Source organism: Pseudomonas sp. GW822-FHT06D10 (assembly GCF_058799535.1).
Genome location: NZ_JBXALN010000006.1, coordinates 80,769 through 103,910 on the forward strand (window position 1 = coordinate 80,769; position 23,142 = coordinate 103,910).

Annotated in this window: 20 protein-coding genes; 10 read left to right on the forward strand and 10 right to left on the reverse strand. The window is 62.3% G+C overall.

Going from position 1 to position 23,142, the window contains the following annotated elements; translation table 11 throughout:
- Positions 1–102 precede the first annotated feature (102 nt).
- The gene (gene metG / locus AC1RL5_RS20975) at positions 103–2,148 is read right to left on the reverse strand and encodes a methionine--tRNA ligase (protein ID WP_123577018.1); all 2,046 of its coding nucleotides are present in this window, start codon (positions 2,146–2,148) and stop codon (positions 103–105) included.
- A 162-nt stretch (positions 2,149–2,310) separates the two neighbouring features.
- Here metG and apbC point away from each other — a divergent pair, with 162 nt between their 5' ends.
- Positions 2,311–3,405 carry an iron-sulfur cluster carrier protein ApbC gene (apbC, locus tag AC1RL5_RS20980; protein WP_011063097.1) on the forward strand — a complete coding sequence of 365 codons (1,095 nt, stop codon included), beginning with the start codon at positions 2,311–2,313 and terminating at the stop codon, positions 3,403–3,405.
- A gap of 101 nt (positions 3,406–3,506) precedes the next feature.
- Here apbC and AC1RL5_RS20985 read toward each other — a convergent pair whose 3' ends face one another.
- Positions 3,507–4,265 (reverse strand): SDR family oxidoreductase, encoded by a 759-nt coding sequence (locus AC1RL5_RS20985; protein WP_011063096.1) that lies wholly within the window; start codon positions 4,263–4,265, stop codon positions 3,507–3,509.
- Between the two features lie 164 nt (positions 4,266–4,429).
- Here AC1RL5_RS20985 and AC1RL5_RS20990 point away from each other — a divergent pair, with 164 nt between their 5' ends.
- From AC1RL5_RS20990 to groL, 4 genes are all read left to right on the forward strand, one after another.
- A complete protein-coding gene (locus AC1RL5_RS20990; RefSeq protein WP_015636806.1) occupies positions 4,430–5,161 on the forward strand; it encodes a HugZ family pyridoxamine 5'-phosphate oxidase in 732 nt (243 codons plus the stop codon).
- A gap of 66 nt (positions 5,162–5,227) precedes the next feature.
- Positions 5,228–5,704: an FxsA family protein gene (locus AC1RL5_RS20995; RefSeq protein ID WP_011063094.1), complete on the forward strand. Its 477-nt coding sequence runs from the start codon at positions 5,228–5,230 to the stop codon at positions 5,702–5,704.
- Between the two features lie 252 nt (positions 5,705–5,956).
- The gene (locus tag AC1RL5_RS21000; RefSeq protein WP_011063093.1) at positions 5,957–6,250 is read left to right on the forward strand and encodes a co-chaperone GroES; all 294 of its coding nucleotides are present in this window, start codon (positions 5,957–5,959) and stop codon (positions 6,248–6,250) included.
- A 49-nt stretch (positions 6,251–6,299) separates the two neighbouring features.
- Positions 6,300–7,943, forward strand: coding sequence for a chaperonin GroEL (gene groL / locus AC1RL5_RS21005; protein ID WP_011063092.1), 1,644 nt, complete (start codon positions 6,300–6,302; stop codon positions 7,941–7,943).
- A 141-nt stretch (positions 7,944–8,084) separates the two neighbouring features.
- On the opposite strand, the gene AC1RL5_RS21010 is transcribed toward groL, so the two are convergent.
- On the reverse strand, positions 8,085–10,034 hold the full coding sequence (locus tag AC1RL5_RS21010; RefSeq protein ID WP_123577016.1) for an LTA synthase family protein: 1,950 nt from the start codon (positions 10,032–10,034) through the stop codon (positions 8,085–8,087).
- Between the two features lie 204 nt (positions 10,035–10,238).
- On the opposite strand from AC1RL5_RS21010, the gene colR reads away from it, so the two are divergent.
- The 5 genes from colR (at position 10,239) to AC1RL5_RS21035 (ending at position 14,016) form a co-directional block, all read left to right on the forward strand.
- Positions 10,239–10,922 (forward strand): two-component system response regulator ColR, encoded by a 684-nt coding sequence (gene colR, locus AC1RL5_RS21015; RefSeq protein WP_011063090.1) that lies wholly within the window; start codon positions 10,239–10,241, stop codon positions 10,920–10,922.
- Positions 10,912–12,192: a sensor histidine kinase gene (locus AC1RL5_RS21020; protein WP_072450829.1), complete on the forward strand. Its 1,281-nt coding sequence runs from the start codon at positions 10,912–10,914 to the stop codon at positions 12,190–12,192. Before colR ends, AC1RL5_RS21020 begins: the two co-directional genes overlap by 11 nt.
- A 198-nt stretch (positions 12,193–12,390) precedes the next feature.
- Positions 12,391–13,071 carry a class I SAM-dependent methyltransferase gene (locus tag AC1RL5_RS21025; protein WP_072450989.1) on the forward strand — a complete coding sequence of 227 codons (681 nt, stop codon included), beginning with the start codon at positions 12,391–12,393 and terminating at the stop codon, positions 13,069–13,071.
- Between the two features lie 4 nt (positions 13,072–13,075).
- Positions 13,076–13,789: a lipopolysaccharide kinase InaA family protein gene (locus AC1RL5_RS21030; protein ID WP_072450828.1), complete on the forward strand. Its 714-nt coding sequence runs from the start codon at positions 13,076–13,078 to the stop codon at positions 13,787–13,789.
- 2 nt (positions 13,790–13,791) lie between these two features.
- Positions 13,792–14,016: a hypothetical protein gene (locus AC1RL5_RS21035; RefSeq protein ID WP_041119677.1), complete on the forward strand. Its 225-nt coding sequence runs from the start codon at positions 13,792–13,794 to the stop codon at positions 14,014–14,016.
- A gap of 62 nt (positions 14,017–14,078) precedes the next feature.
- Here the strand turns inward: AC1RL5_RS21035 and AC1RL5_RS21040 are convergent, their stop codons facing one another.
- From AC1RL5_RS21040 to AC1RL5_RS21070, 7 genes are all read right to left on the reverse strand, one after another.
- Positions 14,079–15,176, reverse strand: coding sequence for a DUF1513 domain-containing protein (locus AC1RL5_RS21040; RefSeq protein ID WP_015636803.1), 1,098 nt, complete (start codon positions 15,174–15,176; stop codon positions 14,079–14,081).
- Positions 15,177–15,178: 2 nt separating this feature from the next.
- The gene (locus tag AC1RL5_RS21045; protein WP_011063084.1) at positions 15,179–16,243 is read right to left on the reverse strand and encodes an imelysin family protein; all 1,065 of its coding nucleotides are present in this window, start codon (positions 16,241–16,243) and stop codon (positions 15,179–15,181) included.
- A gap of 43 nt (positions 16,244–16,286) precedes the next feature.
- Entirely contained in the window at positions 16,287–17,708 is a 1,422-nt protein-coding gene (locus AC1RL5_RS21050) for a di-heme oxidoreductase family protein (RefSeq protein ID WP_123577012.1), read from the reverse strand.
- A gap of 200 nt (positions 17,709–17,908) precedes the next feature.
- Positions 17,909–19,249, reverse strand: a complete 1,341-nt coding sequence (locus AC1RL5_RS21055; RefSeq protein WP_011063082.1) for an imelysin family protein — start codon at positions 19,247–19,249, stop codon at positions 17,909–17,911.
- A 162-nt stretch (positions 19,250–19,411) separates the two neighbouring features.
- Positions 19,412–21,463: a putative bifunctional diguanylate cyclase/phosphodiesterase gene (locus tag AC1RL5_RS21060; RefSeq protein ID WP_011063081.1), complete on the reverse strand. Its 2,052-nt coding sequence runs from the start codon at positions 21,461–21,463 to the stop codon at positions 19,412–19,414.
- Positions 21,464–21,766: 303 nt separating this feature from the next.
- On the reverse strand, positions 21,767–22,363 hold the full coding sequence (locus AC1RL5_RS21065; RefSeq protein ID WP_011063080.1) for a superoxide dismutase: 597 nt from the start codon (positions 22,361–22,363) through the stop codon (positions 21,767–21,769).
- 176 nt (positions 22,364–22,539) lie between these two features.
- Complete coding sequence (locus AC1RL5_RS21070) at positions 22,540–23,142, reverse strand: LysE/ArgO family amino acid transporter (protein WP_011063079.1); 603 nt, start codon at positions 23,140–23,142, stop codon at positions 22,540–22,542.

Consider the following 23,142-nt stretch of genomic DNA (forward strand, 5'->3'; position numbering starts at 1 on the left):
TTCAAGAGTAGGCAAACTCCAGCGTCGGCGCAGGGCCCGCCAGATATGCAAATCCCCCCGTTGCGCCGGGCGCAACGGGGGGATGGGGTCCAGCCTGCAGCCTTACTTGATCCGCTGGCCGGGCTTGGCGCCGCTGTCCGGGCTCAGCAGGTAGATTTCTTCACCGCCAGGGCCGGCAGCCATCACCATGCCTTCGGAGATGCCGAACTTCATTTTCCGTGGCTTGAGGTTGGCGATCATCATGGTCAGGCGGCCATCGAGCTTGGACGGATCAGGGTAGGCGCTCTTGATGCCGGAGAACACGTTGCGCTGTTCGTCGCCGATATCCAGGGTCAGGCGCAGCAGCTTGTCGGCACCTTCCACGGCTTCGGCCTTGACGATCAGGGCGACACGCAGGTCGATGGCAGCAAAGGCATCGAAGTCGATTTCCGCGGACAGCGGGTCCTTCACCAGTTCACCGTTGCCTTTAGGGCCACCGGTGTCGGTCTGGCTGGCGGCCAGGTCTTCCTTGGAGGCATCGGTCATGGCTTGCACTTTTACCGGGTCGATCCGCGTCATCAGCGGCTTGAATTCGTTGAGCTGATGGTTGGCCAGCAGTTGCTGGTGGTCGTTCCAGGTCAGCGGGGCCACGTTGAGGAAGGCCTCGGCATCGGCAGCCAGCAGTGGCAGCACCGGTTTGAGGAAGATCACCAACTGGCGGAACAGGTTGATGCCAGTGGCGCAGATGGCCTGGACTTCATCCTGCTTGCCTTCCTGCTTGTTCAGCGACCATGGAGCCTTGTCGGCGATCCAGGCGTTGGCGCGGTCGGCCAGGCCCATGATCTCGCGCATGGCACGGGCGAAGTCACGGGCTTCATAGGCGTCGGCGATGCTTGGCGCCGCGGCCAGGAAAGCCTCGGTCAGCTCGGGGGCGGCATTGCTGTCCACCATCATCCCGGCATTGCCCTTGTGGATGAAGCCGGCGCAACGGCTGGCGATGTTCACCACCTTGCCCACCAGGTCGGAGTTGACCTTCTGCACGAAGTCTTCGAGGTTCAGGTCCAGGTCGTCGACACCACGGCCCAGCTTGGACGCGTAGTAGTAGCGCAGGTATTCCGGCGACAGGTGCTCCAGGTAGGTACGGGCCTTGATGAAGGTGCCACGGGACTTGGACATCTTCTGGCCATTGACCGTCAGGTAGCCGTGGACGTTGATGCCGGTCGGCTTGCGATAGCCGGCGCCTTCGAGCATGGCGGGCCAGAACAGGGCGTGGAAGTTGACGATGTCCTTGCCGATGAAGTGATACAGCTCGGCGGTGGAGTCCTTGCCCCAGAAGGCGTCGAAATCCAGTTCCGGACGACGGCTGCAGAGGTTCTTGAAGCTGGCCATGTAGCCGATCGGCGCGTCCAGCCACACATAGAAGTACTTGCCCGGCTCATCCGGGATCTCGAAGCCGAAGTACGGTGCATCGCGGGAGATGTCCCACTGCTGCAGGCCGGCGTCCAGCCACTCGGCGATCTTGTTGGCCACGGCGTCCTGCAGGGTGCCGCTGCGGGTCCAGCTCTGCAGCATCTGCTGGAAGTCCGGCAGCTTGAAGAAGAAGTGCTGGGAGTCCTTGAGCACCGGAGTGGCGCCGGAGATCGCCGACTTAGGATCCTTCAGGTCGGTCGGGGCATAGGTGGCACCGCATTTTTCGCAGTTGTCGCCGTACTGGTCCTCGGTGCCGCATTTCGGGCAGGTGCCCTTGATGAAGCGGTCGGCCAGGAACATTTTCTTTTCCGGGTCGAAATACTGGGTGATGGAGCGCGTGGCGATGTGCCCGGCGTCCCGCAGCTTGAGGTAGATCTGGCTCGACAGCTCACGGTTTTCTTCAGCGTGAGTGGAGTGGAAGTTGTCGAAATCCACCAGGAACTCGGCAAAGTCGGCGCAGTGTTCAGCCTGCACGTTGGCGATCAACTGCTCCGGGGTGATGCCTTCCTTCTCCGCGCGCAACATGATGGCCGAGCCGTGTGCGTCGTCCGCGCAGACATAGATGCATTGGTTGCCGCGTAGCTTCTGGAAGCGCACCCACATGTCGGTCTGGATGTACTCAAGCATGTGGCCAAGGTGGATGGAACCATTGGCATAGGGCAGGGCGCTGGTGACGAGGATCTTGCGTGGCTCGGACATGGGGCTCGGCTACTTGATGAAACGGAGGTCGGCCACTATAAAGCGCCGGAGCGGAATTTTCACCCTTCCAGGCACATTGTGCGCAGCAAGCTTTCTCGCCACGAAGGAGTCGGCGGCGTAGGATAGCCGGCTGATTTTCCTGTCTTGTTATCGGAGTTGCCCATGAGCGCCGTCAATCGCGCAGCGGTGGAAGCCGTCCTTCGTCAATACACCGACCCTTACCTGAACCAGGACCCGGTCAGCGCCGGCTGCGTACGGGACATCGAGGTCCAGGGCGACCGGGTCACGGTCCGCATGGAACTGGGTTATGCCGCCGGCCTGTTCAAGAGTGGCTGGGCGCAGATGCTGCAACTGGCCATCGAGGGCCTGGACGGCGTGAGCTCGGCCAAGGTCGAGATCAGCAGCGTCATTGCCGCGCACAAGGCCCAGGCGCAGATCCCGGGCCTGGCCAACGTCAAGAACGTGGTGGCGGTGGCTTCCGGCAAGGGCGGTGTGGGCAAGTCCACCACCGCGGCCAACCTGGCCCTGGCCCTGGCCCGCGAAGGCGCCAAGGTGGGGATTCTCGACGCCGACATCTATGGCCCGAGCCAGGGCATCATGTTCGGCATCGCCGAAGGCACCCGGCCGAAGATCAAGGACCAGAAGTGGTTCGTGCCGATCGAGTCCCACGGCGTGGAGGTCATGTCCATGGCCTTCCTCACCGATGACAACACGCCGATGGTCTGGCGCGGCCCTATGGTCTCCGGGGCCTTGCTGCAACTGGTGACCCAGACCGACTGGGGCAACCTGGACTACCTGGTGATCGACATGCCGCCAGGCACCGGCGACATCCAGCTGACCCTGGCGCAGAAAGTCCCGGTGGCCGGTGCGGTGATCGTCACCACGCCCCAGGACCTGGCTCTGCTGGATGCTCGCAAGGGCGTGGAGATGTTCCGCAAGGTCAATATCCCGGTGCTGGGCGTGGTGGAGAACATGGCGGTGCACATCTGCTCCAACTGTGGCCATGCCGAGCACCTGTTTGGCGAAGGCGGCGGCGAGAAGCTGGCCAGCCAGTACGACGTCGAGCTGCTGGCCTCGCTACCGCTGTCGATGCTGATCCGCGAGCAGGCCGACGGCGGCAAGCCGACGGTGATCGCCGAGCCGGAAAGCCAGATCGCCATGGTCTACCAGGAGTTGGCGCGGCATGTGGGCGCGCGCATTGTCTTGCAAGAAGCGGCCGCCCCGGCGATGCCCAACATCACCATCAGCGACGACTGAAGCCCCAGGCGGGTGAGTCATGTAGGAGCCGGCTTGCCGGCGAAGGCGTCCTCAAGATCGCTTTCGCCAGCAAGCCGGCTCCTACCGTTGCGACGGCAGGGTCAGACCCGCAGGCCGCCGTCCATTTCCAGGATGCGCCCGGTGTAGTAGTCGTTCTCGAAGATATAGGCCGCCGAGTGGGCGATCTCTTCCGGCTTGCCCATGCGCTTGAGGGGAATACCGGCGGTCATTTTTTCCAGGGCCTCGGGTTTCATGCCCAGGGTCATCTCGGTTTCGATAAAGCCCGGGGCAATGCCCGCCACGCGGATACCGTAACGCGCGAGCTCCTTGGCCCAGGTGACCGTGGCTGCCGCGACCCCGGCCTTGGCCGCGGAATAGTTGGTCTGGCCGATATTGCCGGCGCGGGAGATCGAAGAAATGTTGATGATCGCGCCGTTGTTTCCGAGCTCGATCATCTTCGCCGCCACTTCCCGGGTACAGAGGAAGACCCCGGTCAGGTTGACGTCGATCACCGCCTGCCACTGGGCCAGGCTCATCTTGGTCATCTGGCCGTCCTTGACCTTGACCAGCAGGCCGTCGCGCAGGATCCCGGCGTTGTTGATCAGGCCGTGGATGGCGCCAAAGTCCTCGGCGACCTGGGCCACCATGTGGTTCACCTGCTCTTCATCGGCGACGTTGCACAGATAGGCACGGGCTTCGACGCCGTGGGTCTTGCACGCCGCGACAGCCTGGTCGAGCTTTTCCTGGTTCAGATCGACCAATGCCAGCCGCGCGCCCCTGGCTGCGAAATACTCGGCCATGGAGCGGCCCAGACCTTGGCAACCGCCGGTGATAATGATTACTTTGTCAGTGAGTTGCATTCGCATGTCCCGCTAGCTGGTCTTGAGGGGAGTCCTTTTCGGGAACCCTCGTTCGGCGGCCGGACCTGGCCTGGCTGCAGATGAGAATTGCCCTGTTGGCGTAGCTGGAACAATGCTCCAGGCGCCCGTCCGTTTTCGACGGATTCTACATAAGGAGTCATAAAGTGAGCGTTGAAGCTGCCAAGAATGCACGAGAACTGCTGCTCAAGGAATATCGCGGGGTGCTGTCCACTCACTCCAAGGCCATGCCGGGATTTCCCTTCGGGTCCGTGGTGCCCTATTGCCTGGACGCCGAGGGCCGGCCGCTGATCCTGATCAGCCGTATCGCCCAGCACACCCACAACCTGCAGAAGGATCCCAAGTGCTCGCTGCTGGTGGGTGAGCGCGATGCCGATGACGTGCAGGCAGTCGGTCGCCTGACCTACCTGGCCGAGGCTGAGAAGCTCGAGGATGAGGCCGCCATCGAAGCCGCAGCCGAGCGTTACTACCGTTACTTTCCCGAGTCACAGAACTACCACAAGGCCCATGACTTCGATTTCTGGGTGCTCAAGCCGGTACGCCACCGCTACATCGGCGGCTTCGGGGCGATCCACTGGGTCGACCAACTGACCCTGGCCAACCCCTTCGCCGGAAAGGCCGAACTGAGCATGGTGGAACACATGAACAGCGACCATGCCAAGGCCATTGCCCACTATGTCCAGTTGACCGGGTTGCCGGACAACGCGCCTGCGCAGATGGCCGGGATCGATACCGAAGGCATGCACCTGCGCATCGGCCAGGCGTTGTATTGGCTGCCCTTCCAGGCGCCTTGCAATACGCCGACACAAGTACGCGAGGCCCTGGTTTTCCTGGCCCGAGCTGATCAATGGCCGAAAAATCCGCCCCTAGGTGCTTGAATTCACGAATTGGCGACGTCATTTACGGTCTACTGGAAGGCATTCTTCCGCAGAGGAAACCATTTGATGCGCCCTTTTCTGTTGCTCTTTTTACTTTTCCCGGTGCTCGAGCTGTTCGTCTTCGTCAAGGTCAGCGCGGCCATCGGGTTTTTCCCGGCGCTGCTGCTGATCATTCTCGGTTCGATGCTCGGTGTGCTGGTGTTGCGCGTGGCCGGTCTGGCCACGGCACTGCGTGCCCGTGAAAGCCTTAATCGTGGTGAGCTGCCGGCCCAGCAAATGCTCGAGGGCCTGATGCTGGCCCTGGGTGGTGGTTTGCTGATCCTGCCGGGTTTCATCAGCGATGTGTTCGGCCTGCTGATGCTGTTGCCGATCAGCCGTCGCCTGCTGGCCAATAAAATGCGCCAGCGTGCCGAGGAGCAGGCCCTGCGCCAGCGCGCCTTTGCCGACGACATGCGTGCCGCCCGTGGCGGCCCTGCGCCCCAGCAGCCGCTGGGCCGCGAGCCCAACGTGATCGAAGGCGAATTCGAGCACCGCGACTCCTGAGTCAGAAGCTCACGTCTCACGGCACCTTCGGGTGCCGTGTTCGTTTTGGCGCCAGCGATGTAAAAAATTTCATCGGCCAGCCCTTGTAATAACCTTATGCGCCCTTATGTAACGGTCACCGCAAGGTTTCTGGTGCTGACACCAGACAGACTTCCGCGGCTCGCTTGTCGAGCCGCACCCGGCAAAGCCGGATTTGCTAACCCGCCGGTATCGACACCGGCCGTTGAAAACCACAATTAGGAGAGATCGACAATGAAGCTTCGTCCTCTGCATGACCGCGTCGTCATCCGTCGCAGCGAAGAAGAATCGAAAACTGCCGGCGGTATCGTTCTGCCTGGTTCGGCTGCTGAAAAACCTAACCGTGGCGAAATCGTCGCTGTAGGTACCGGCCGTGTGCTGGACAACGGTGAAGTACGTGCGCTGGCCGTGAAAGTGGGTGACAAAGTGGTGTTTGGCCCGTACTCCGGCAGCAACACCGTGAAAGTCGATGGCGAAGATCTGCTGGTAATGGCCGAGAACGAGATTCTCGCTGTTATCGAAGGCTGATTTCCCGCGTATTTTCCCGCTACTACACAGTATTTAAGGAATATCGATCATGGCTGCTAAAGAAGTTAAATTCGGCGATTCCGCCCGCAAGAAAATGCTCACTGGTGTCAACGTTCTGGCTGACGCAGTAAAAGCGACCCTGGGCCCGAAAGGCCGTAACGTGATCATCGAGAAGAGCTTCGGCGCTCCGACCATCACCAAGGACGGCGTTTCCGTTGCCAAAGAAATCGAGCTGAAAGATCGCTTCGAAAACATGGGCGCGCAGCTGGTCAAAGACGTTGCCTCCCGTGCCAACGATGACGCTGGCGACGGCACCACCACCGCTACCGTTCTGGCTCAGTCGATCGTCAACGAAGGCCTGAAAGCCGTCGCTGCCGGCATGAACCCGATGGACCTGAAACGCGGTATCGACAAGGCGACCATCGCCATCGTCAAAGAACTGAAGGGTCTGTCCAAGCCATGCGCTGACTCCAAAGCCATCGCTCAGGTCGGCACCATCTCCGCCAACTCCGACAACTCCATCGGCGACATCATTGCCGAAGCCATGGAAAAAGTCGGTAAAGAAGGCGTGATCACCGTTGAAGAAGGCTCGGGCCTGGAAAACGAACTGTCTGTCGTAGAAGGCATGCAATTCGACCGCGGCTACCTGTCCCCTTACTTCATCAACAAGCCGGACACCATGGTCGCCGAACTCGACGGCCCGCTGATCCTGCTGGTGGACAAGAAGATCTCCAACATCCGCGAAATGCTGCCAGTGCTGGAAGCCGTTGCCAAAGCCGGCCGCCCACTGCTGATCGTGGCTGAAGACGTTGAAGGCGAAGCCCTGGCGACTCTGGTTGTGAACAACATGCGCGGCATCGTCAAAGTCGCTGCCGTCAAGGCACCTGGCTTCGGCGACCGTCGCAAGGCCATGCTGCAGGACATCGCCGTTCTGACCGGCGGTACCGTCATCTCCGAAGAGATCGGCCTGAGCCTGGAAAGCACCACCCTGGAGCACCTGGGTAACGCCAAGCGCGTGATCCTGTCCAAAGAAAACACCACCATCATCGACGGTGCTGGCGTTGAAGCGGACATCCAGGCTCGTGTGACTCAGATCCGTCAACAAGTCGCCGACACTTCGTCCGACTACGACCGTGAAAAACTGCAAGAGCGTCTGGCCAAGCTGTCCGGCGGCGTTGCAGTGATCAAGGTTGGCGCTGGTTCCGAAGTTGAAATGAAAGAGAAGAAGGCCCGCGTTGAAGACGCCCTGCACGCTACCCGTGCAGCCGTTGAAGAAGGCGTGGTACCTGGCGGCGGCGTAGCCCTGATCCGTGCTCTGCAAGGCATCAACGACCTGAAAGGCGACAACGCCGACCAGGACGTGGGTATCGCTGTACTGCGTCGCGCTATCGAAGCTCCACTGCGCCAGATCGTTGCCAACTCCGGTGACGAGCCAAGCGTTGTCGTGGACAAGGTCAAGCAGGGTGCCGGCAACTTCGGCTACAACGCTGCTACCAGCGAATACGGCGACATGATCGAAATGGGCATCCTGGATCCAACCAAGGTAACCCGTTCCGCGCTGCAAGCAGCTTCGTCCATCGGCGGTCTGATCCTGACCACCGAAGCCGCTGTTGCTGAAATCGTGGAAGACAAGCCTGCAGCTGGCGGCATGCCAGACATGGGCGGCATGGGTGGCATGGGCGGCATGATGTAAGCCAGCCTTACCCCTGTACTGAAAAAGCCCCGCCGGTGAAAGCCGGCGGGGCTTTTTTATGCCCCGGATATGGGGGGCGCCTGGATCTTCGCGGGCAAGCCTGCCCCACTTCTGTAGGAGCGGGCTTGCCCGCGAACGACTTCAGCGCTGGCTCAGTTCATCCGCCGCTGCCTTGGGCGCCTTCCAGCCCAGCAATTGCTGCTTGAAGCCATAACTGGCGCTCTGGTAGTAGCTGATGCCGCGCTGGATCAACGGATCGCTGTCCGCTACCCGGGATTCCTGGCTGGCGCCCAGGGCCTGGTCATGCCGGCGCAACCCCTGGCGCGGGCTGAGAATCGCCAGGTCCTGGCCGTCGAACAGGCCCAGGTGCTGATAGTTGCCCACCAGCACCCGGGGAGGCAGGGGGTTGTCCTGCAGCAGGTTGCGTCCGAAGAAGGTCGACTCGTAGTCCAGGTTCAACAGGCCCAGCAGGGTTGGCGCCAGGTCGATCTGGCTGGCCAGCTGTGCATTTTCCTGCGCCGGAATCAGCTTGGGCGCATAGATGAACAACGGAATCTGATAGTTGCTGATGGGCAGGTCTTCCTTGCCCGCGCTGCCTGCGGTGTGGTCGGCGACAAACACGAAAATGGTGTTGTCGAACCAGGGCTTCTGGCGGGCGGCCTTGAGGAACTCGCCAATGGCGTAGTCGGTGTATTTCACCGCGCCGTCCCGGCCCTTGCCGGACTTGATGTCGATCCGGCCATCGGGATAGGTGTAAGGGCGATGGTTGGAGGTGGTCATCAGTTGCAACAGGAAGGGCCGCTGCTGTGCGTAGTCGGCGTCCGCCAGCTTCAGGGTCTGGGTGTAAAGGTCTTCGTCGGCCATGCCCCAGGCGTTCTTGAAGTGGATCTCGGACTCCTCGACGCTGCTCTGGTCCACCACGCGGTAGCCGTTGCCGCTGAAGAAGGCGTTCATGTTGTCGAAGTAACCCCGGCCGCCATAGACAAACACACTGTCGTAACCCACCGACCGCAGTTGCTGGCCAAGGCTGGCGAAACCACTTTCACGACCGATGCGCTTGACGATGGAGCGCCCCGGGGTGGGGGGAATCGCCAGGGTGATGGCTTCCAGGCCGCGGTCGGTGCGGGTGCCGGTGGCGTAGAAGTTGTTGAAGTACAGGCTCTGTGCGCGCAACGCATCCAGGTTCGGGGTCAGGTTGCGGTCGTCGCCGTTGCTGCCCATGTATTTCGCGCTGAAGCTTTCTATGGTCACCAGGACGATGTTGGGGGTGCGTGGAGCCCCCGGGTTGTCGATGGCGCGCCGGATATCCAGCGGGTCCTTGCCGATGAAGCGAGCATTGGGTTCATTCAGTTCGGCGCGCATCTGGCGGGCCACCACATCGGCGGGCAGGCTGCGATAGAACTGCTGGTAGTCCAGCTCGTTGTTACGAAAGGCGGCAAAGAACTGATAGGGGCCGTTGCTCGCCAGTTCGTTCTGATAGGCGTTGCCGCCCTGGCTGCGCGGGCTGTCCTGGCTGAGCAGTTGCAGGCTGGCGCCGGCCACCAGCAGCAGGCCGAGGGCACTGAGCAGGCGGCCACGCAGAGGCGGCAAGGGCGCATCCAGCGCAGCTGTCAGGGGCTTGCGTAGGGCCAGGCTCAGGGCGATTGCCGCCAGGGCCAGCAGGCTCATGTACAGGCCGATCGGGTAGGACTCGAGAATGTTGTTGAGAACCTCGTCGGAGTACACCAGGTAATCGACGGCGATGAAGTTGAAGCGCACGCCGAATTCATCCCAGAACAGCCACTCCGCCACGGCCGTGAACAGCATGGCGAACAGGCTCAGACTGAATAGGCCTTGCAACAGCCAGCGGTGGCCGCGCCGACGCCACAGGGCGGGTGGGCAGAGCACCAGGTACAGGCCCAGGGGCAGGGCGGCATAGGCCAGGAAACCCAGGTCGTAGAGCAGGCCGACGCCAAACAGCGGCAGCCAGCCGCTACCGGCTTCGTCGAGGTGGGTGAGCAGCAAAATGCCGCGGGTCAGCAGGAAAATCGCCAGCCAGGTGCTGGTCAGCAGCAGCACGAAACGCGCCGGAGCTGTCTTGAGAAGATCCATCAGAGGGTGTTCCTTGGGGGCAAATGGCCCGCAGTCTGAGGTTGTCCCTGTAGTCAGCTTGTGAACCGCTGGTGAAAATATTGTTAAGCCCCCAGGCCCGGGAAAACTCTGCCAGGCACCGGCCGACAAGGCTGGCGGCGAGCCGGACTTGGCCTTAAGCTGCGCGAGCCAAGATGGCCGTAACCCTGCACGGAGAGAGTGCCGATGCGAATTCTACTGGTTGAAGATAACCGCGATATTCTCGCCAACCTGGCTGACTACCTGGGGCTCAAGGGCTATACCGTGGATTGCGCCCAGGATGGCCTGTCCGGGTTGCACCTGGCGGCCACCGAGCATTACGACCTGATCGTGCTCGATATCATGCTGCCGGGAATCGATGGCTATACCCTGTGCAAGCGCCTGCGCGAAGACGCCCGGCGTGATACTCCGGTGATCATGCTCACCGCCCGCGATCAGCTCGACGACCGCCTTCAGGGCTTCAAGTCCGGGGCGGATGACTACCTGCTCAAACCCTTCGCTCTCTCGGAACTGGCGGCGCGTATCGAGGCGGTGATGCGCCGTTCCCAGGGTGGTGGCCGTCGGTCGCTGCAGGTTGGCGACCTGAGCTACGACCTCGATACCCTGGAGGTCACCCGCGAAGGCCGCTTGCTCAAGCTCAACCCCGTGGGCCTCAAGCTGCTGGCGGTGCTGATGCAGAAAAGCCCCCATGTGCTGCGTCGGGAGATCCTCGAAGAAGCCCTGTGGGGCGACGATTGCCCGGACAGCGACAGCCTGCGCAGCCACGTTCACCAATTGCGCCAGGTGATCGACAAGCCGTTCGCCAAGCCGCTGCTGCACACCGTGCACGGTGTCGGGTATCGCCTGGCCGAGGGCCGAGATGGAGTTTAAGCAGAGCCTTGCCCAGCGCATCATCATCGCCTTTGCGTTGATGAGCGCACTGGTGGCGGGGGCGTTCGCCATGGGCATCGTGGCGACGGTGCACCTGGTGGAGGAGAAGCTCATCTCCGCAGGCCTGGGCGGTGACCTGCAACGCCTGTTGCTGATGGATAACGTCGGCGACTGGAGCCACCGTCCCGAGCCCGACCAGTTGTTCTACTACAGTGGCGGGCGCGGTGACTTCGAGCTGCCCAAGGATTTGCGCCATCTGGATCCGGGGTTCCACGAGGTGTTCCGCGAGGAGTTGTCCTATCACGCCATGGTCGAGGTGGTGGACGGTCGGCGCTATGTGCTGCTGCAGGACCAGAGCGATTTCGAAGAGCGTGAGCGGGTGCTGTTCGCCGTGGTGCTGGTAGGTTTTGTCCTGAGCCTGGCGCTGGCGGTGTTTCTCGGCTGGGTCCTGGCTCGCCGGGTGATGGCGCCGGTGGTGCGTCTTGCCCGGCAGGTGCGCCACCGGGATCAACTGCTGGGCCTGGCTCCGCCTCTGGCGCCGGACTACGCGGCGGACGAGGTGGGAGAGCTGGCCATTGCCTTCGATGCAACCCTGGGCCGCTTGCGCCAGGCCTTGAGCCGCGAGCGGCTGTTCACCAGCGACGTCAGTCACGAACTGCGCACGCCATTGATGGTTCTGGCCACCTCCTGCGAGCTGCTGCTGGAGAATCCACGGCTGGACCCTCGTGGGCGAGCCCAGGTCGAACGCATCGCTCGCGCTTGCGACGAGATGCGCGAGCTGGTGCAGACCTTCCTAATGCTGGCCCGAGCCCAGCGTGAAGATGCCAGCATGTCGCCGCAGCTGAGCCTGAGCCAGGCGGCCAGTGACTTGACCGGTATCTGGCGAGAAGCCATCGAGGCCAAGGGGCTCGAGCTGATCTTCGAGCCCGGAACCCCAGGTGACAATCGCTACAACGCCACCTTCCTGCATGCGGTGATGGGCAATCTGCTGCGCAATGCCTTGCACTACACCGAACAGGGTTTCATCCGCCTGAGCCTGGTGCCCGATGGATTCGTGGTGGAGGACAGCGGCGTGGGCATTCCCGAGGAGAAGCGCGAGGCGATGTTCCAGCCGTTTGTGCGGGGCGATGAAAAGCGTGGGGAAGGGCTGGGGCTGGGACTGTCCCTGGTACAGCGGATCTGCGAGAACCAGGGCTGGACCGTCAGCCTCACTACCATGACGCCCAGTGGCTGTCGTTTTTTCGTTCAACTGAACTCGGCCAAGACCTGATTGTTCTTTCCCGGCCCTGTTTTACGGGGCCGGTCACTTGTCGTTTTCTCCTCTTAAGTGGCCCCAGGCCACTGTCCTCAGCCTGTAAAACCCTGAAATATTTCCTCGTTGGACGGTACGAAGTTTTCACAAAGGGATGACCTGTCGCTGACACGTCGCTGCTTAAGGTGGCGCCATCAGTTGCAGGAGACTTTGATGATGGCTACGCCGATCAAGCTGGAATTTTCCGAAAAATACGATGCCCAACACGCCCAGGAATACCTGCTCAAGCACCAGGATGGTCTGGCGCGGCAGTTGTCCCACAGGCGTGACGAACAATTGGCCCGTACTGCGCTGGCCCTGGCGGGAGAACCCGGGCTGGTACTGGACCTGCCCTGCGGTGCCGGTCGTTTCTGGCCGCTGCTGGCAGAAAAAACCAATCGAGTGATCATTGGCGCTGACAATTCAGCGGCTATGCTGAGTACCGCCACGGTGGCCCAGCCGGCCGACGTGGTAAAACGGGTACGGCCCTTGCAGACCTCTGCGTTTGCCATTGATTTGCCGGACAACGCTGTGGACTGCATTTTCTCCATGCGTTTATTGCACCACATAGGCCAGGCGGAGCACCGCATGGCGCTGCTACGGGAGTTTCAGCGGGTCAGCCGTGACAGCGTGATCATCTCGTTGTGGGTCGATGGCAACTTCAAGGCCTGGAAACGCAAGCGCATGGAGCGCAAGCGTCAGGCTGAAGTTGGGCAGGAGGGTTACCAGAATCGTTTTGTGTTACCGGTGGCCACGGTCGAAGAAGAATTCAGGCAAGCCGGCTTTCGTGTCCAGGAACACCTGGACTTCTTTCCGCTCTACGCCATGTGGCGGGTCTACGTATTACGCAAGAGGTAAGAGGATGGCTGTTGAATGTGCTTCGGAACTGGATGCCGCGCCCACAGATTGCTTCGAATACTTCTGGAACAAACAGGGTGAATGGGTCGAGGAACCCAATCAGCGTCGAGGCGGCGAGAGCGGCGTCCAACGCATTCAAAGCAGTAATGGCGGCCTGCTCTATGCCAAGCGGCAGATCGGGCACATTCATCGCAGTTGGTTGCACCCTTTCGGGCGACCGACGGTCCTGCGTGAGCGCGAGGCTCTGCAAGGCCTGCGCCTGCTGGACGTAGAGGTCCCGGAACTGGTGTTCTGCGGGGCCCGGCGTGGCCCGGAGCGACAATGGCAGGCGTTGCTGGTCACCGCAGCGCTAGAGGGCTTCATGGAGGTCGACAACTGGTATGCCGCCGGTGGGCGTGAGCGCCATGGTGAAGCCTTTCATGATCGTTTGTTGCAGGCGGTGGCTGCGACCCTGGCGCGCATGCACAAGGGGCGTTGGCAACATGGTTGCCTGTACGCCAAGCACGTTTTCGTACGGGTGGACGGCGAGGGCGAGCAGGCTCAGGTGCGAGTCGCACTGCTGGACTTCGAGAAATGTCGCCAGCGCTTGAGCAGCCGCCGGGCTGCGGCCCATGACCTCAAGCAACTACGTCGCCATTCGTCGTGGAATGACACGGACTGGCAAAAGCTCTACTACTTTTACAAGACGGTGTTTGGCAGCCCCATCAAAGGTTTATAGCGATGAAGCTAGAAATTGCACGAGGTTTGTTCCTGGCAGGAGCCTTGGCAGTCGCTTCTTTGGCCGTAGCTGCCTGGGAGCAGCCGCGCACGCAGGTCCTGAGCGCCCAGGGAGACGCCCATTGCCCGTTGCCGCGGGTGGCCAAAGCCTCTGTGGCGGTCAAGCCCGATCATGACCTGTTGTTGTTCATGTTCGGCATGGCTCAAGGATTGAAACCCCAGAGTTGAAGCTTGTTCAGCCCCTAGAAAAAGGCCTCGCAATGCGAGGCCTTTTGTTTGCCCGGAAATGATCAGATCAGATGCAGGTGGTTGTCCCACAGGCCCGCTGGAAGGTCCAGGGGCTTGGCCACGATCTGCGTCTGGCGGCAGTCGTAGAAGCGGCAGCGACCTTGTCCCGAGGTCACCACGAAGCCATCGGCTACCGCTCCGACACCGGCGCAATCGGGCAGTGGGGCGTCGACCCGCACGGCACCGCTGTCCAGGTCCCAGATAAAGAAGCGGTTGCCGCGGGGAGCGGTCAGGGCCACCAGCCGCAGGTCGCTGTGCACTGCCACGCTGGCGGTGTAGTGCCCCATGGCCTGCAATTGTTCCTGGGCTACCGGGAAGGGGGCGAAAGGCTGGCCGGGACGCTTGATCGCCAACAGTTCCGAGGATTCGTGGGCGGCGCCCATGAACTGCTGGCCGGTGACTATGGTGCCGTCGCCGGCAATGCCCATGTGGCGCACGCTGTTCATCTGCTGGGCCAGGGTTTCCTTGCTCAGCAGGGTGCCATCGCGCTGCATCAGGACCAGGCTCGGTTCCATGGCGTCGAGGTTCATTTCCACCCGGCTTTCGGCTTCGGTACGGATACCGCCGTTGGCCACCACCAGGGTTTCCCCGTCGGGCATCCATGACACCTGGTGAGGGCCGATGCCATGGGTGGACAGCTCGCCGCTGTGCACCAGGCGCTCACCCTCGAAGCGGTAGACACCCAGCAGGCCCCGGCCCGGGTCCCGGGTATCGTTCTCGGTGGCGTACAGCCATTCGCCGCTCTTGTGGATCACCGCATGTCCGTAGAAATGCCGGTCCGGTTGCGCGGTCAGGGTCTGCAGGAGCGCGCCGTTGCGCAGGTCGATCAGGTAGCTTTCGGTGCCCGGGCGCCGCGCCACGAACAGGGCGATGGGCAGTTGTGGGTGGTTGATGATGTCATGGCAACGTTGGCCGACCTGGGTGGCAAACACCTGTTTACCGTCCAGTTGATAACCGACGGCGTAATGCTTGCCGTCACCATCGTCCCTGGCCGAAAGCAGCAGGGGCTGCTTGCCCTTTTGCTTGAACAGCGTCCAGCCGCCCAAGGTCACCGCACTGAGCAGCAGGCTGCCCAGCGCCAAAGCCTGACGTCGCAGCATCATCAGTCACCGTCGTTGGCGTTGAAGCCCAGTTGGATCCCCAGCGCCTTGGCCAATTCGCCTTCATGCAGGCGGTGGACCACGTTGAGGCTGTCATACAGGTCGTTGAGTTGCTGGCGGCCAGCGTCGTCACTGAGCATTTCGGTCAGCGAGCGCTGGGTGCTGGCGAAGAGTTTCAGCGAGGCGGCGTAGGCGGCGTCGATCTTGTCGGCCAGAGGCTTCTGATCGGCAGGCAACAGGCCGCGCAAGCCCTTGTTGTCGACCCCGGCCCAGACCGTCTGGGCAGCGCTGAGGCTGGCTTCCAGGCCCTGCAGGGACGACTGGCTGCGCCAGGCATCGGCCTGGAACGGCTGCGGGATGCCCTTGGTCTGACGGCCCATCGGCGTGCCGAGCTTCTTCTTCAGAGTATCCAGAGCCGTGACCTGGACCCGCAGCAGGTCGGCGATGGCCTCGTGGGAATCGGCGTACCGCTGGTTGGGGAACTTGCTCATCTGCGCGAGCATGCCGTCGTTGGTGTTCCAGCTCGACAGGATTTCTTCGGCCAGTTGTTTCTGGCGCTCACCGATGGCAGTCAGCAGCGGGCAGTAGCGGGCTTTCTGCGCGCTGTCGGCCATGTCGATCTTGCTGTCGAAGAGGATGTATTCGTAGGCCGACAGCCCCTGCACCACGACGCTGGACTTGGCCAGGGCGGCGGCATCGATCTGCGGGTTGGCGGTGACCAGTTGCTCCACCTGACGGCCCACCAGGTTCTTCTTGTCCGGCCAGAACTGGACCTGCCAGGAGCGGTTGCCCTCGGCCAGTGGGCCGATCAGCAACGGCTGGAGCTCGGCCCAGGCTTTTTGCGCATGGAGGAAGTCGGCCCGGGCGGTGTCCAGGCTTTCCTTGCCTTCACAGAAGGCCAGGGCACTAATGGCCAGCTGGCGGTCGGCGTCGACCCAGCGACTGTAGGTCGGCAGGATGACCTGCTTGGCGATGGCCGCCGAGGTCACGGCTTGTGGGTCCTGGGGCGAGCAGGCGCCCAGGGCGAGTGCGGCAAGGCTGGTGAACAGCAGTTTGGGGCGGAACATGTTCGGGCTCCCTTTATTGTGGAGAAAACGTGTGAGTCGAGCGTTACAGAGAATTCAGGAATGCCAGCAACGCGGCGCGCTGCTGGGCATTGAAGGTCAAGACCTGTTGTTTCGCGCCTTCGGCTTCGCCGCCGTGCCAGAGCACCGCCTCCATCAGGTTGCGGGCGCGGCCGTCATGCAGAAACTGGGTGTGGCCGCTGACGGTTTCGGTAAGGCCGATGCCCCACAGCGGCGCGGTGCGCCAGTCGCGGCCACTGGCCTTGAACTCCGTGCGGTGGTCCGCCAGGCCTTCGCCCATGTCATGCAGCAGCAGGTCGCTGTAGGGGCGTATCACCTGGTTGGCCAGCTCGGGTTCGGCGGCGTTGGTCGCGGTGGTGAAACTTGGGGTATGGCAGGACTGGCAGCCGGCCTGGAAGAACAGGTTCTTGCCGGCCAGGACTTGGGGCGAGTCGACATCGCGACGTGCCGGCACCGCCAGGTTGCGGGTATAGAACAGCACCAGGCGCAGGATGTTGTCGCTGACCTCCGGCTCGCCATCCGGGCCGTTGCCATTGGGGGCCTGCTTGCAGGCGGTTTGCGCGTCGGTGCAGTCATCGAAGGGTCTCAGGCGGGTGGTCAGGCCCATATCACCAGAAAACGCGTGAACATTTTGTTGATTGAGGTTGGGTTGCCCGGCTTTCCAGCCAAAACGCCCGAGTACGGTCTTTTGCAGGGCGTCATCCCAGACCCAGTTGGGCCGGCCGGCGATGGCATTTTTATTCGCCGGCCTGGCATTGGCCAGGATCGCCTCTTCGGGAATGGCTTCCAGCAGCCCCAGGCCGATCATCGGTGGCGCCACCCGGGCGGAAAAACGCGTGTCCGGGTGCATAGGTCCGTAGCCCAGGTCGGTGATCTGCAGCTTGGGTTTGCGCAGCTCCACTTGAGTGCCGTCCTGGAAACGTACCGGCAGGGGATCGTAGTCCACCCGTACCCGGCCTTCGGGAGCGACCCCGGGAATGGCCATGTCCTGCAACTGGCCGCCGTACACCGGTTCCGGAACGATGCCTGCCTGTTCGATGAGCCTGGCAAAGGCCGGATCGTCGGGGATCGACAAGCGCACCAGCATCGACACCGCGTTCAGCGCATTCGGCGCCGGGGGATGGCCGCGCCCGTCCTTGACGTGGCAGTTCTGGCAGGCGTTGGTGTTGAACAACGGGCCGAGGCCGTCGCGGGCGGTGGTGGTGGAGGGGGCGATGACCCAGGGGCTGCGGAAGAAACTGTTGCCGACGCTGAAGTCCAGGCGCCGGGTGGGTGGCAGGTTGGCCGACGGCAGGGAGAAGGCATTGCGATCGCTCTTGTTGACCGTGGTCGCGCCGCCCGCCCGGGCTTCTCCAGGTTCGGCCTGGGTAAAGCGCGGCGCGTCATCGCAGGCACTCAGGCTCAGGGCCATGAACAGAGCGGACCAGCGAAGCGGCAACGAGGGCATCGGACATCCTGCAAGACGAGCAAAACAAGGGCGCAAAGTCTAACAGGGCGGCCTGGATTGAATAAGAGGAATTATCGTTTGGTTTGACCCAGGACAAGCTGGCCGGGGCGCAGGCAACGATGTTGCAGGTTGTGCAAACGGCTGCGGCGGGCACAAAAAAGGCGACCCGAGGGTCGCCTTTCTGCCTGGCGCAATGCGGATCAGAATTCGTGATCGGCGTTGTCCGGGTTCAGGTCGCTGATGCCCAGCTTGCCGGCGGCCTGCTCGATCGAGCCGGTCTGCTTGACCAGGGCGGCGATGGCGTCACGCACGATCTGGTTGCCGGACTCGTTGCCCGCCGCAATCAGCTGGTCGTAGTGCTCGCCCTTGTTGGCGTGGTCGACCATGACCTGGATCTTGGCTTCGGTGGCCGCCAGGTCGGCTTTCAGGGCCGCGTCGGCGGCCGGGTCGGCCTTGGCCACCAGGGACGACAGGCTGGCGCCGCTCATCTTGGTGCCGTCGGTACGGGTGTACTCGCCCAGGTAGACGTTGCGGATGCCCTTGGCGTCGTAGAAGTGCGAGTTGTGGGTGTTGTCGCTGAAGCAGTCCTGCTCGTCTTCAGGGGAGTTGGCTTCCAGGGAAACCTTCATCCGCTCGCCAGCCAGTTCACCCAGGGACAGGCTGCCCATGCCGAACAGCATCTTGCGCAGGCCGGTCTCGGCCGGCTCGGCTTCCAGGGTGGCGCGGTAGTTGTCGGCCACGTCCGGCTTCCAGTTGCCGACCATTTCCTCCAGGTCGTTGACCAGCAGTTGGGTCACGGCCTTCAGGTAGGCACGACGACGGTCGTTATGGCCGCCGGTGGCACCGGCACCTTCCAGGTAGTCCGAAGCAGGGCGGGCGCCGGCGCCAGGGCCGGTGCCGTTGAGGTCCTGGCCCCAGAGCAGGAATTCGATGGCGTGGTAGCCGGTGGCGACGTTGGCCTCGGCACCGCCCAGCTCGTTCAGGCTGGCGAGTTTTTCCGGGGTGATGTCTTTCACGTCGACCTTGTCTTCGCCGACCTGGATCTCGGTGTTGGCGATGATGTTGGCGGTGGCACCCGGGTTGCCCAGTGCGTGCTCGTAGCTCTTGTCGACGTAGTCGATCAGGCCTTCGTCCAGGGGCCAGGCGTTTACCTGACCTTCCCAGTCATCGATGATGGTGTTGCCGAAGCGGAACACTTCGCTCTGCAGGTAAGGCACGCGAGCGGCGACCCAGGCAGCCTTGGCGGCTTTCAGAGTGTCGTCGTTGGGCTTGGCGAGGAAGGCATCGATGGCGGTCTGCAGGGTTTTCGCGGTGGATTCGGAGTCGCTGTACACGGCGAAGACCATGTCGGCGTAATGCGCGACCACGGCCTTGGCAGCCGCTTCGTCGACCTTGCCGGCTGCATCGGCCGCTGGGGTTGCAGTGCTGGTGGCCGGGGTCGGCGCTTGGGCGGCAGCCTTGTCGTCTTTGCCTTCGCCGCAGCCGGCGAGGGAAATTGCGATGGCCAACAGACTGGCGGTAGCCAGAGGCATACGAATCATGGCGAACATCCTGCTTCGAGAGGGGAGTGGACGGCGCGGGGGCGCGCAAAAGCTGCGACATAATGCGAAAGATTTGCATTATGTGTAAAGGGTTGTGCCTGGAAATATTTCTTATTCAACAGGGGATTGCGCTGGGTCAGGTTCGCCAGCGCCGTGCCTGGCTCAGAGGATTGCCGCATTGCTGCGCTGGGCCTGTTTCAGGTAGGCCCCCAGCTCCCGGGCGGGCAGGGGTTTGCTGTAGTGGTAGCCCTGACCTTCGTGGCAGCCTTCGGAGATGATGTAGGCCTCCTGCTCGGCAGTTTCCACGCCCTCGGCGATCACCTGCATGCCCAGGCTCTTACCCAGCTGGATGATCGCGCGCACGATGGTGGCATCGTCATCGTCATCCAGCAGGTCCTGGACGAAGCTCTTGTCGATCTTGATCTTGTCCAGGGGCAGGCTCTTGAGGTAGCTCAGGGACGAGTAGCCAGTACCGAAGTCGTCGATGGCAATCAGGGCGCCGGAGCGGCGCAGGCTCAGCAGGTGCTGGGCGGCGGTGCTGATGTCTTCCATCAGGCCGGTTTCGGTGACTTCCAGCTCCAGGCTGCGGGGGGGCAGGCGGTAGATCTGCAACAGATTGTTGACCACCCGTGGCAACTCGGCGTGGTGCAGTTGCACGGTGGACAGGTTGACCGCCATGCGCAGGTCGCTGAAGCCCATGTCGTGCCATTCCCGCAGCTGGCGGCAGGCCTGGTCCAGCACCCATTCGCCGATGGCGATGATGGTGCCGTTCTGTTCCGCCAGGGGAATGAACAGGTCTGGCGGCACCAGGCCATGCTCGGGGTGCTGCCAGCGGATCAGCGCTTCGACGCCCACCACACGGTGGTCGCGATAGCTGATCTGCGGTTGGTAGACGAGGAAGAACTGATCCCGGGCCAGGGCCTCGCGCAGGTCTTTTTCCAGCTCGCGGCGGCGACGCATCTCGCTGTCGACGCTGGCGATATAGAACTGATACCGATTGCGTGACCGGGTCTTGGCCAGGGTCATGGTCTGTTCGGCTTTTTGCAGGAGCTTTTCCGTGCTGTCGCCGTCCTCCGGGAACAGGGTGATACCGATGGTGGCACGCAGGCGGATTTCCTGGTGATCCAGGGCGAAGGTGGCCTCCAGGTCATCGAGGATGCTCTGGGCCAGTTCCGCAGCTTCGTAAGGCTGTTCGATATCGGCCTGGACCAGGGCGAACTGATCGCCCCCCAGGCGCGCCAGGGCGCCAAGCCGGCCGCTGTGGCCGCGCAGGCGGTCGGCCAGGGCCAGCAATAGTTGGTCGCCGGTCTGGTAGCTGAACTGTTCGTTGATGCCCTTGAAATCATCCAGGCCGACACAGAGCACCGCCACCCGGCGTTGCAGGCGCCCGGCGTCCACCAGGATCTTGTCCAGTTGCTGTTGCAGCTGCTGGCGGTTTGGCAAGCCGGTGAGGAAGTCGTACTGGGCCATGCGCAACAGGCTGTTTTCCGCCTCGTGACGCAAGTGGGTGTTGCGCTCGATGGAGGCCAGCAACTGGTTGGCGGTATTGATCCAGATCCCCAGCTCGTTCTTCTCGTGGCCCTTGAGCAGGGGCAACTGGTGTTCGCTGGGGCGGTCGGGGTTGATGGTGGTCAGGTGCTCGATGATTCGCGACAGCGGCTTGGTCAGCAGCCAGTGATAGACCAGGTACAGCACCAGGCCCATGGCCAGGGCCCGCAGGACTCCGGAAATGAAGATGATCACCGAACTGACGATGAAACCCTGGCCATAAGTGGCGGTGTCGAGGGTGATGCTCAGGTCGCCGTAATATTCGCTGTAGGGGCCACGGCCCACCAATTGCGTAGTGAAGGTGCGTTCCTGACCGAGGATCAGGTCGGTCAGCCAGCGGCTGGAGGATTTCTGCAGGTCGCGGGATTTCTCCGCGAGCATGGTTTCGTTCGGGTGGCCAATGGAGGCCATGCGCACCGCGTCATCCTGGAACAGGCCTTCAATGACTTGCATGCCCATTTCCCGGTCCAGGCTGTAGACCGCCTGTGTCGATGGGTCGCGAAACATGTCGAGAATGCGCTGGGCATCGCTAGCTACCGCCTGCCGAGTCTTGTAGGCATCGAAGACGATCTGGGCGCAGCTCAGGACCACGCCCACTATGAGTGCCGACAGCAGCACAACCCGGAGCAACTTCACCGACAAGCTGTTTTTGAGTTCCAGCTTCAAAGGGCTATTCCTTGTTCCGTGCGTGTAGCGTCAAGTTGCCATGAGTATTGGCAATCCCGTGATGGCCGTCAAAGTGACATTAGTGCCGAGAACAGGATGTCTGCGGGCCAGGCCCGGGTGATCAGAATCAGGATTGCTCGTGCTGTGGATAGTGTGTCGGTAGCGACGCCTTGCAACTTGAGGGGCGGCGTTGTTTTTTACCTGCCATGAATCTTAGCGCTTCAGGTGGGCGGGACAAGATCCCGGCTTTGCCACAGGCAAAAAAAACCCGGCCAGGCCGGGTTTTTTACACTGCAAACGGACTTAAGCGACGAAGTTCTTGCCTTCGAACTGCTCAGCCACGAATTTCCAGTTGACCAGGTTCCAGAACGCTTCGACGTATTTTGGACGAACGTTGCGGTAGTCGATGTAGTAGGCGTGTTCCCAGACGTCGCAGGTCAGCAGCGGGGTGTCGCCGCTGGTCAGCGGGTTGCCGGCGCCGATGGTGCTGGCCAGGGCCAGGGAACCGTCAGCCTTTTTCACCAGCCAGCCCCAGCCGGAACCGAAGGTGCCAACCGAAGTCTTGGTGAATTCTTCTTTGAACTTGTCGAACGAACCGAACGCAGCGTTGATGGCTTCAGCCAGGGCGCCGGTAGGTTGGCCGCCGGCGTTTGGCGCCAGGCAGTTCCAGTAGAAAGTGTGGTTCCAGACCTGGGCCGCGTTGTTGAAGATGCCGCCCGAAGAGGTTTTGACGATCTCTTCCAGAGTCTTGCCTTCGAACTCGGTGCCTGGCACCAGGTTGTTCAGGTTCACGACGTAGGTGTTGTGGTGCTTGTCGTGGTGGTATTCCAGGGTTTCCTTGGAAATGTGCGGCTGCAGAGCGTCGTGTGCATAGGGCAGCGGCGGCAATTCGAAAGCCATGATGATTCTCCTAATCAGGTCAGTTGCGGTGAGCGCAAGGCCGATCACGGGCGGCCAGACAAGCGCCGGGGAGTTTGTACTCTTTGCGGCGCAGGGTTCGGATCATAGCACCGGGGGTGCGGCTTAACCACGCAACAACTGTGTGGGATAGAGGTTCCAGAGCCTTTTGGAATAAGTCACGCGGCGCTGATCAACTGCAGGGCGACGCTGAACATCATCACCGCCACCAGCAGGTCGAGTATCCTCCAGGTGCTCGGGCGCGCCAGCCACGGAGCCAGCCAGGCGGCGCCCAGCGCCAGGGTGAAGAACCACAGCAGCGAAGCGCTCGCGGCCCCCACCACATAGGCGCCCGGTTCGGTCTGCTGGGCCCCCAGCGAGCCGATCAGGAGCACCGTGTCCAGGTACACATGGGGGTTGAGCAGGGTCACCGCCAGGGCGCTGAGCATCACCGCCCGCAGCGAACGCACGGTCTGTCCTTCGCCCTGCTGCAGGCTCTGTTTCGAGCAGGCCCGGCGCAATGCCTGGGCGCCATACCAGATCAGGAATGCCGCGCCGCCCCAGCGTGCCACCGCCAGCAGCATCGGGCTCTGGGTGAGCACGGTGGCCAGGCCGAACACGCCGGCCGCCACAAGCAGCGCATCACAGGTGACGCACAGTGCCGCCACCGGCAGGTGGTGCTCGCGGCGCAGGCTCTGGGCCAGGACGAAAGCGTTCTGAGTACCGATGGCCATGATCAGGCCGAAGGCCACCAACAGGCCATTCACATAGCTTTGCCACAT

Excerpts from the sequence above, each read along its gene's own strand:
- AC1RL5_RS21040 (WP_015636803.1), bottom strand. The coding sequence starts at position 15,176 with ATGCTGCGACGTCAGGCTTTGGCGCTGGGCAGCCTGCTGCTCAGTGCG.
- AC1RL5_RS21025 (WP_072450989.1), top strand. The coding sequence starts at position 12,391 with ATGGCTACGCCGATCAAGCTGGAATTTTCCGAAAAATACGATGCCCAA.
- apbC (WP_011063097.1), top strand. The coding sequence starts at position 2,311 with ATGAGCGCCGTCAATCGCGCAGCGGTGGAAGCCGTCCTTCGTCAATAC.
- AC1RL5_RS21000 (WP_011063093.1), top strand. The coding sequence starts at position 5,957 with ATGAAGCTTCGTCCTCTGCATGACCGCGTCGTCATCCGTCGCAGCGAA.
- AC1RL5_RS21050 (WP_123577012.1), bottom strand. The coding sequence starts at position 17,708 with ATGCCCTCGTTGCCGCTTCGCTGGTCCGCTCTGTTCATGGCCCTGAGC.
- AC1RL5_RS20985 (WP_011063096.1), bottom strand. The coding sequence starts at position 4,265 with ATGCAACTCACTGACAAAGTAATCATTATCACCGGCGGTTGCCAAGGT.
- AC1RL5_RS20995 (WP_011063094.1), top strand. The coding sequence starts at position 5,228 with ATGCGCCCTTTTCTGTTGCTCTTTTTACTTTTCCCGGTGCTCGAGCTG.
- AC1RL5_RS21065 (WP_011063080.1), bottom strand. The coding sequence starts at position 22,363 with ATGGCTTTCGAATTGCCGCCGCTGCCCTATGCACACGACGCTCTGCAG.
- groL (WP_011063092.1), top strand. The coding sequence starts at position 6,300 with ATGGCTGCTAAAGAAGTTAAATTCGGCGATTCCGCCCGCAAGAAAATG.
- colR (WP_011063090.1), top strand. The coding sequence starts at position 10,239 with ATGCGAATTCTACTGGTTGAAGATAACCGCGATATTCTCGCCAACCTG.
- AC1RL5_RS21045 (WP_011063084.1), bottom strand. The coding sequence starts at position 16,243 with ATGTTCCGCCCCAAACTGCTGTTCACCAGCCTTGCCGCACTCGCCCTG.
- AC1RL5_RS21010 (WP_123577016.1), bottom strand. The coding sequence starts at position 10,034 with ATGGATCTTCTCAAGACAGCTCCGGCGCGTTTCGTGCTGCTGCTGACC.
- AC1RL5_RS21030 (WP_072450828.1), top strand. The coding sequence starts at position 13,076 with ATGGCTGTTGAATGTGCTTCGGAACTGGATGCCGCGCCCACAGATTGC.
- AC1RL5_RS21020 (WP_072450829.1), top strand. The coding sequence starts at position 10,912 with ATGGAGTTTAAGCAGAGCCTTGCCCAGCGCATCATCATCGCCTTTGCG.
- metG (WP_123577018.1), bottom strand. The coding sequence starts at position 2,148 with ATGTCCGAGCCACGCAAGATCCTCGTCACCAGCGCCCTGCCCTATGCC.
- AC1RL5_RS21070 (WP_011063079.1), bottom strand. The coding sequence starts at position 23,142 with ATGTGGCAAAGCTATGTGAATGGCCTGTTGGTGGCCTTCGGCCTGATC.
- AC1RL5_RS21035 (WP_041119677.1), top strand. The coding sequence starts at position 13,792 with ATGAAGCTAGAAATTGCACGAGGTTTGTTCCTGGCAGGAGCCTTGGCA.
- AC1RL5_RS21055 (WP_011063082.1), bottom strand. The coding sequence starts at position 19,249 with ATGATTCGTATGCCTCTGGCTACCGCCAGTCTGTTGGCCATCGCAATT.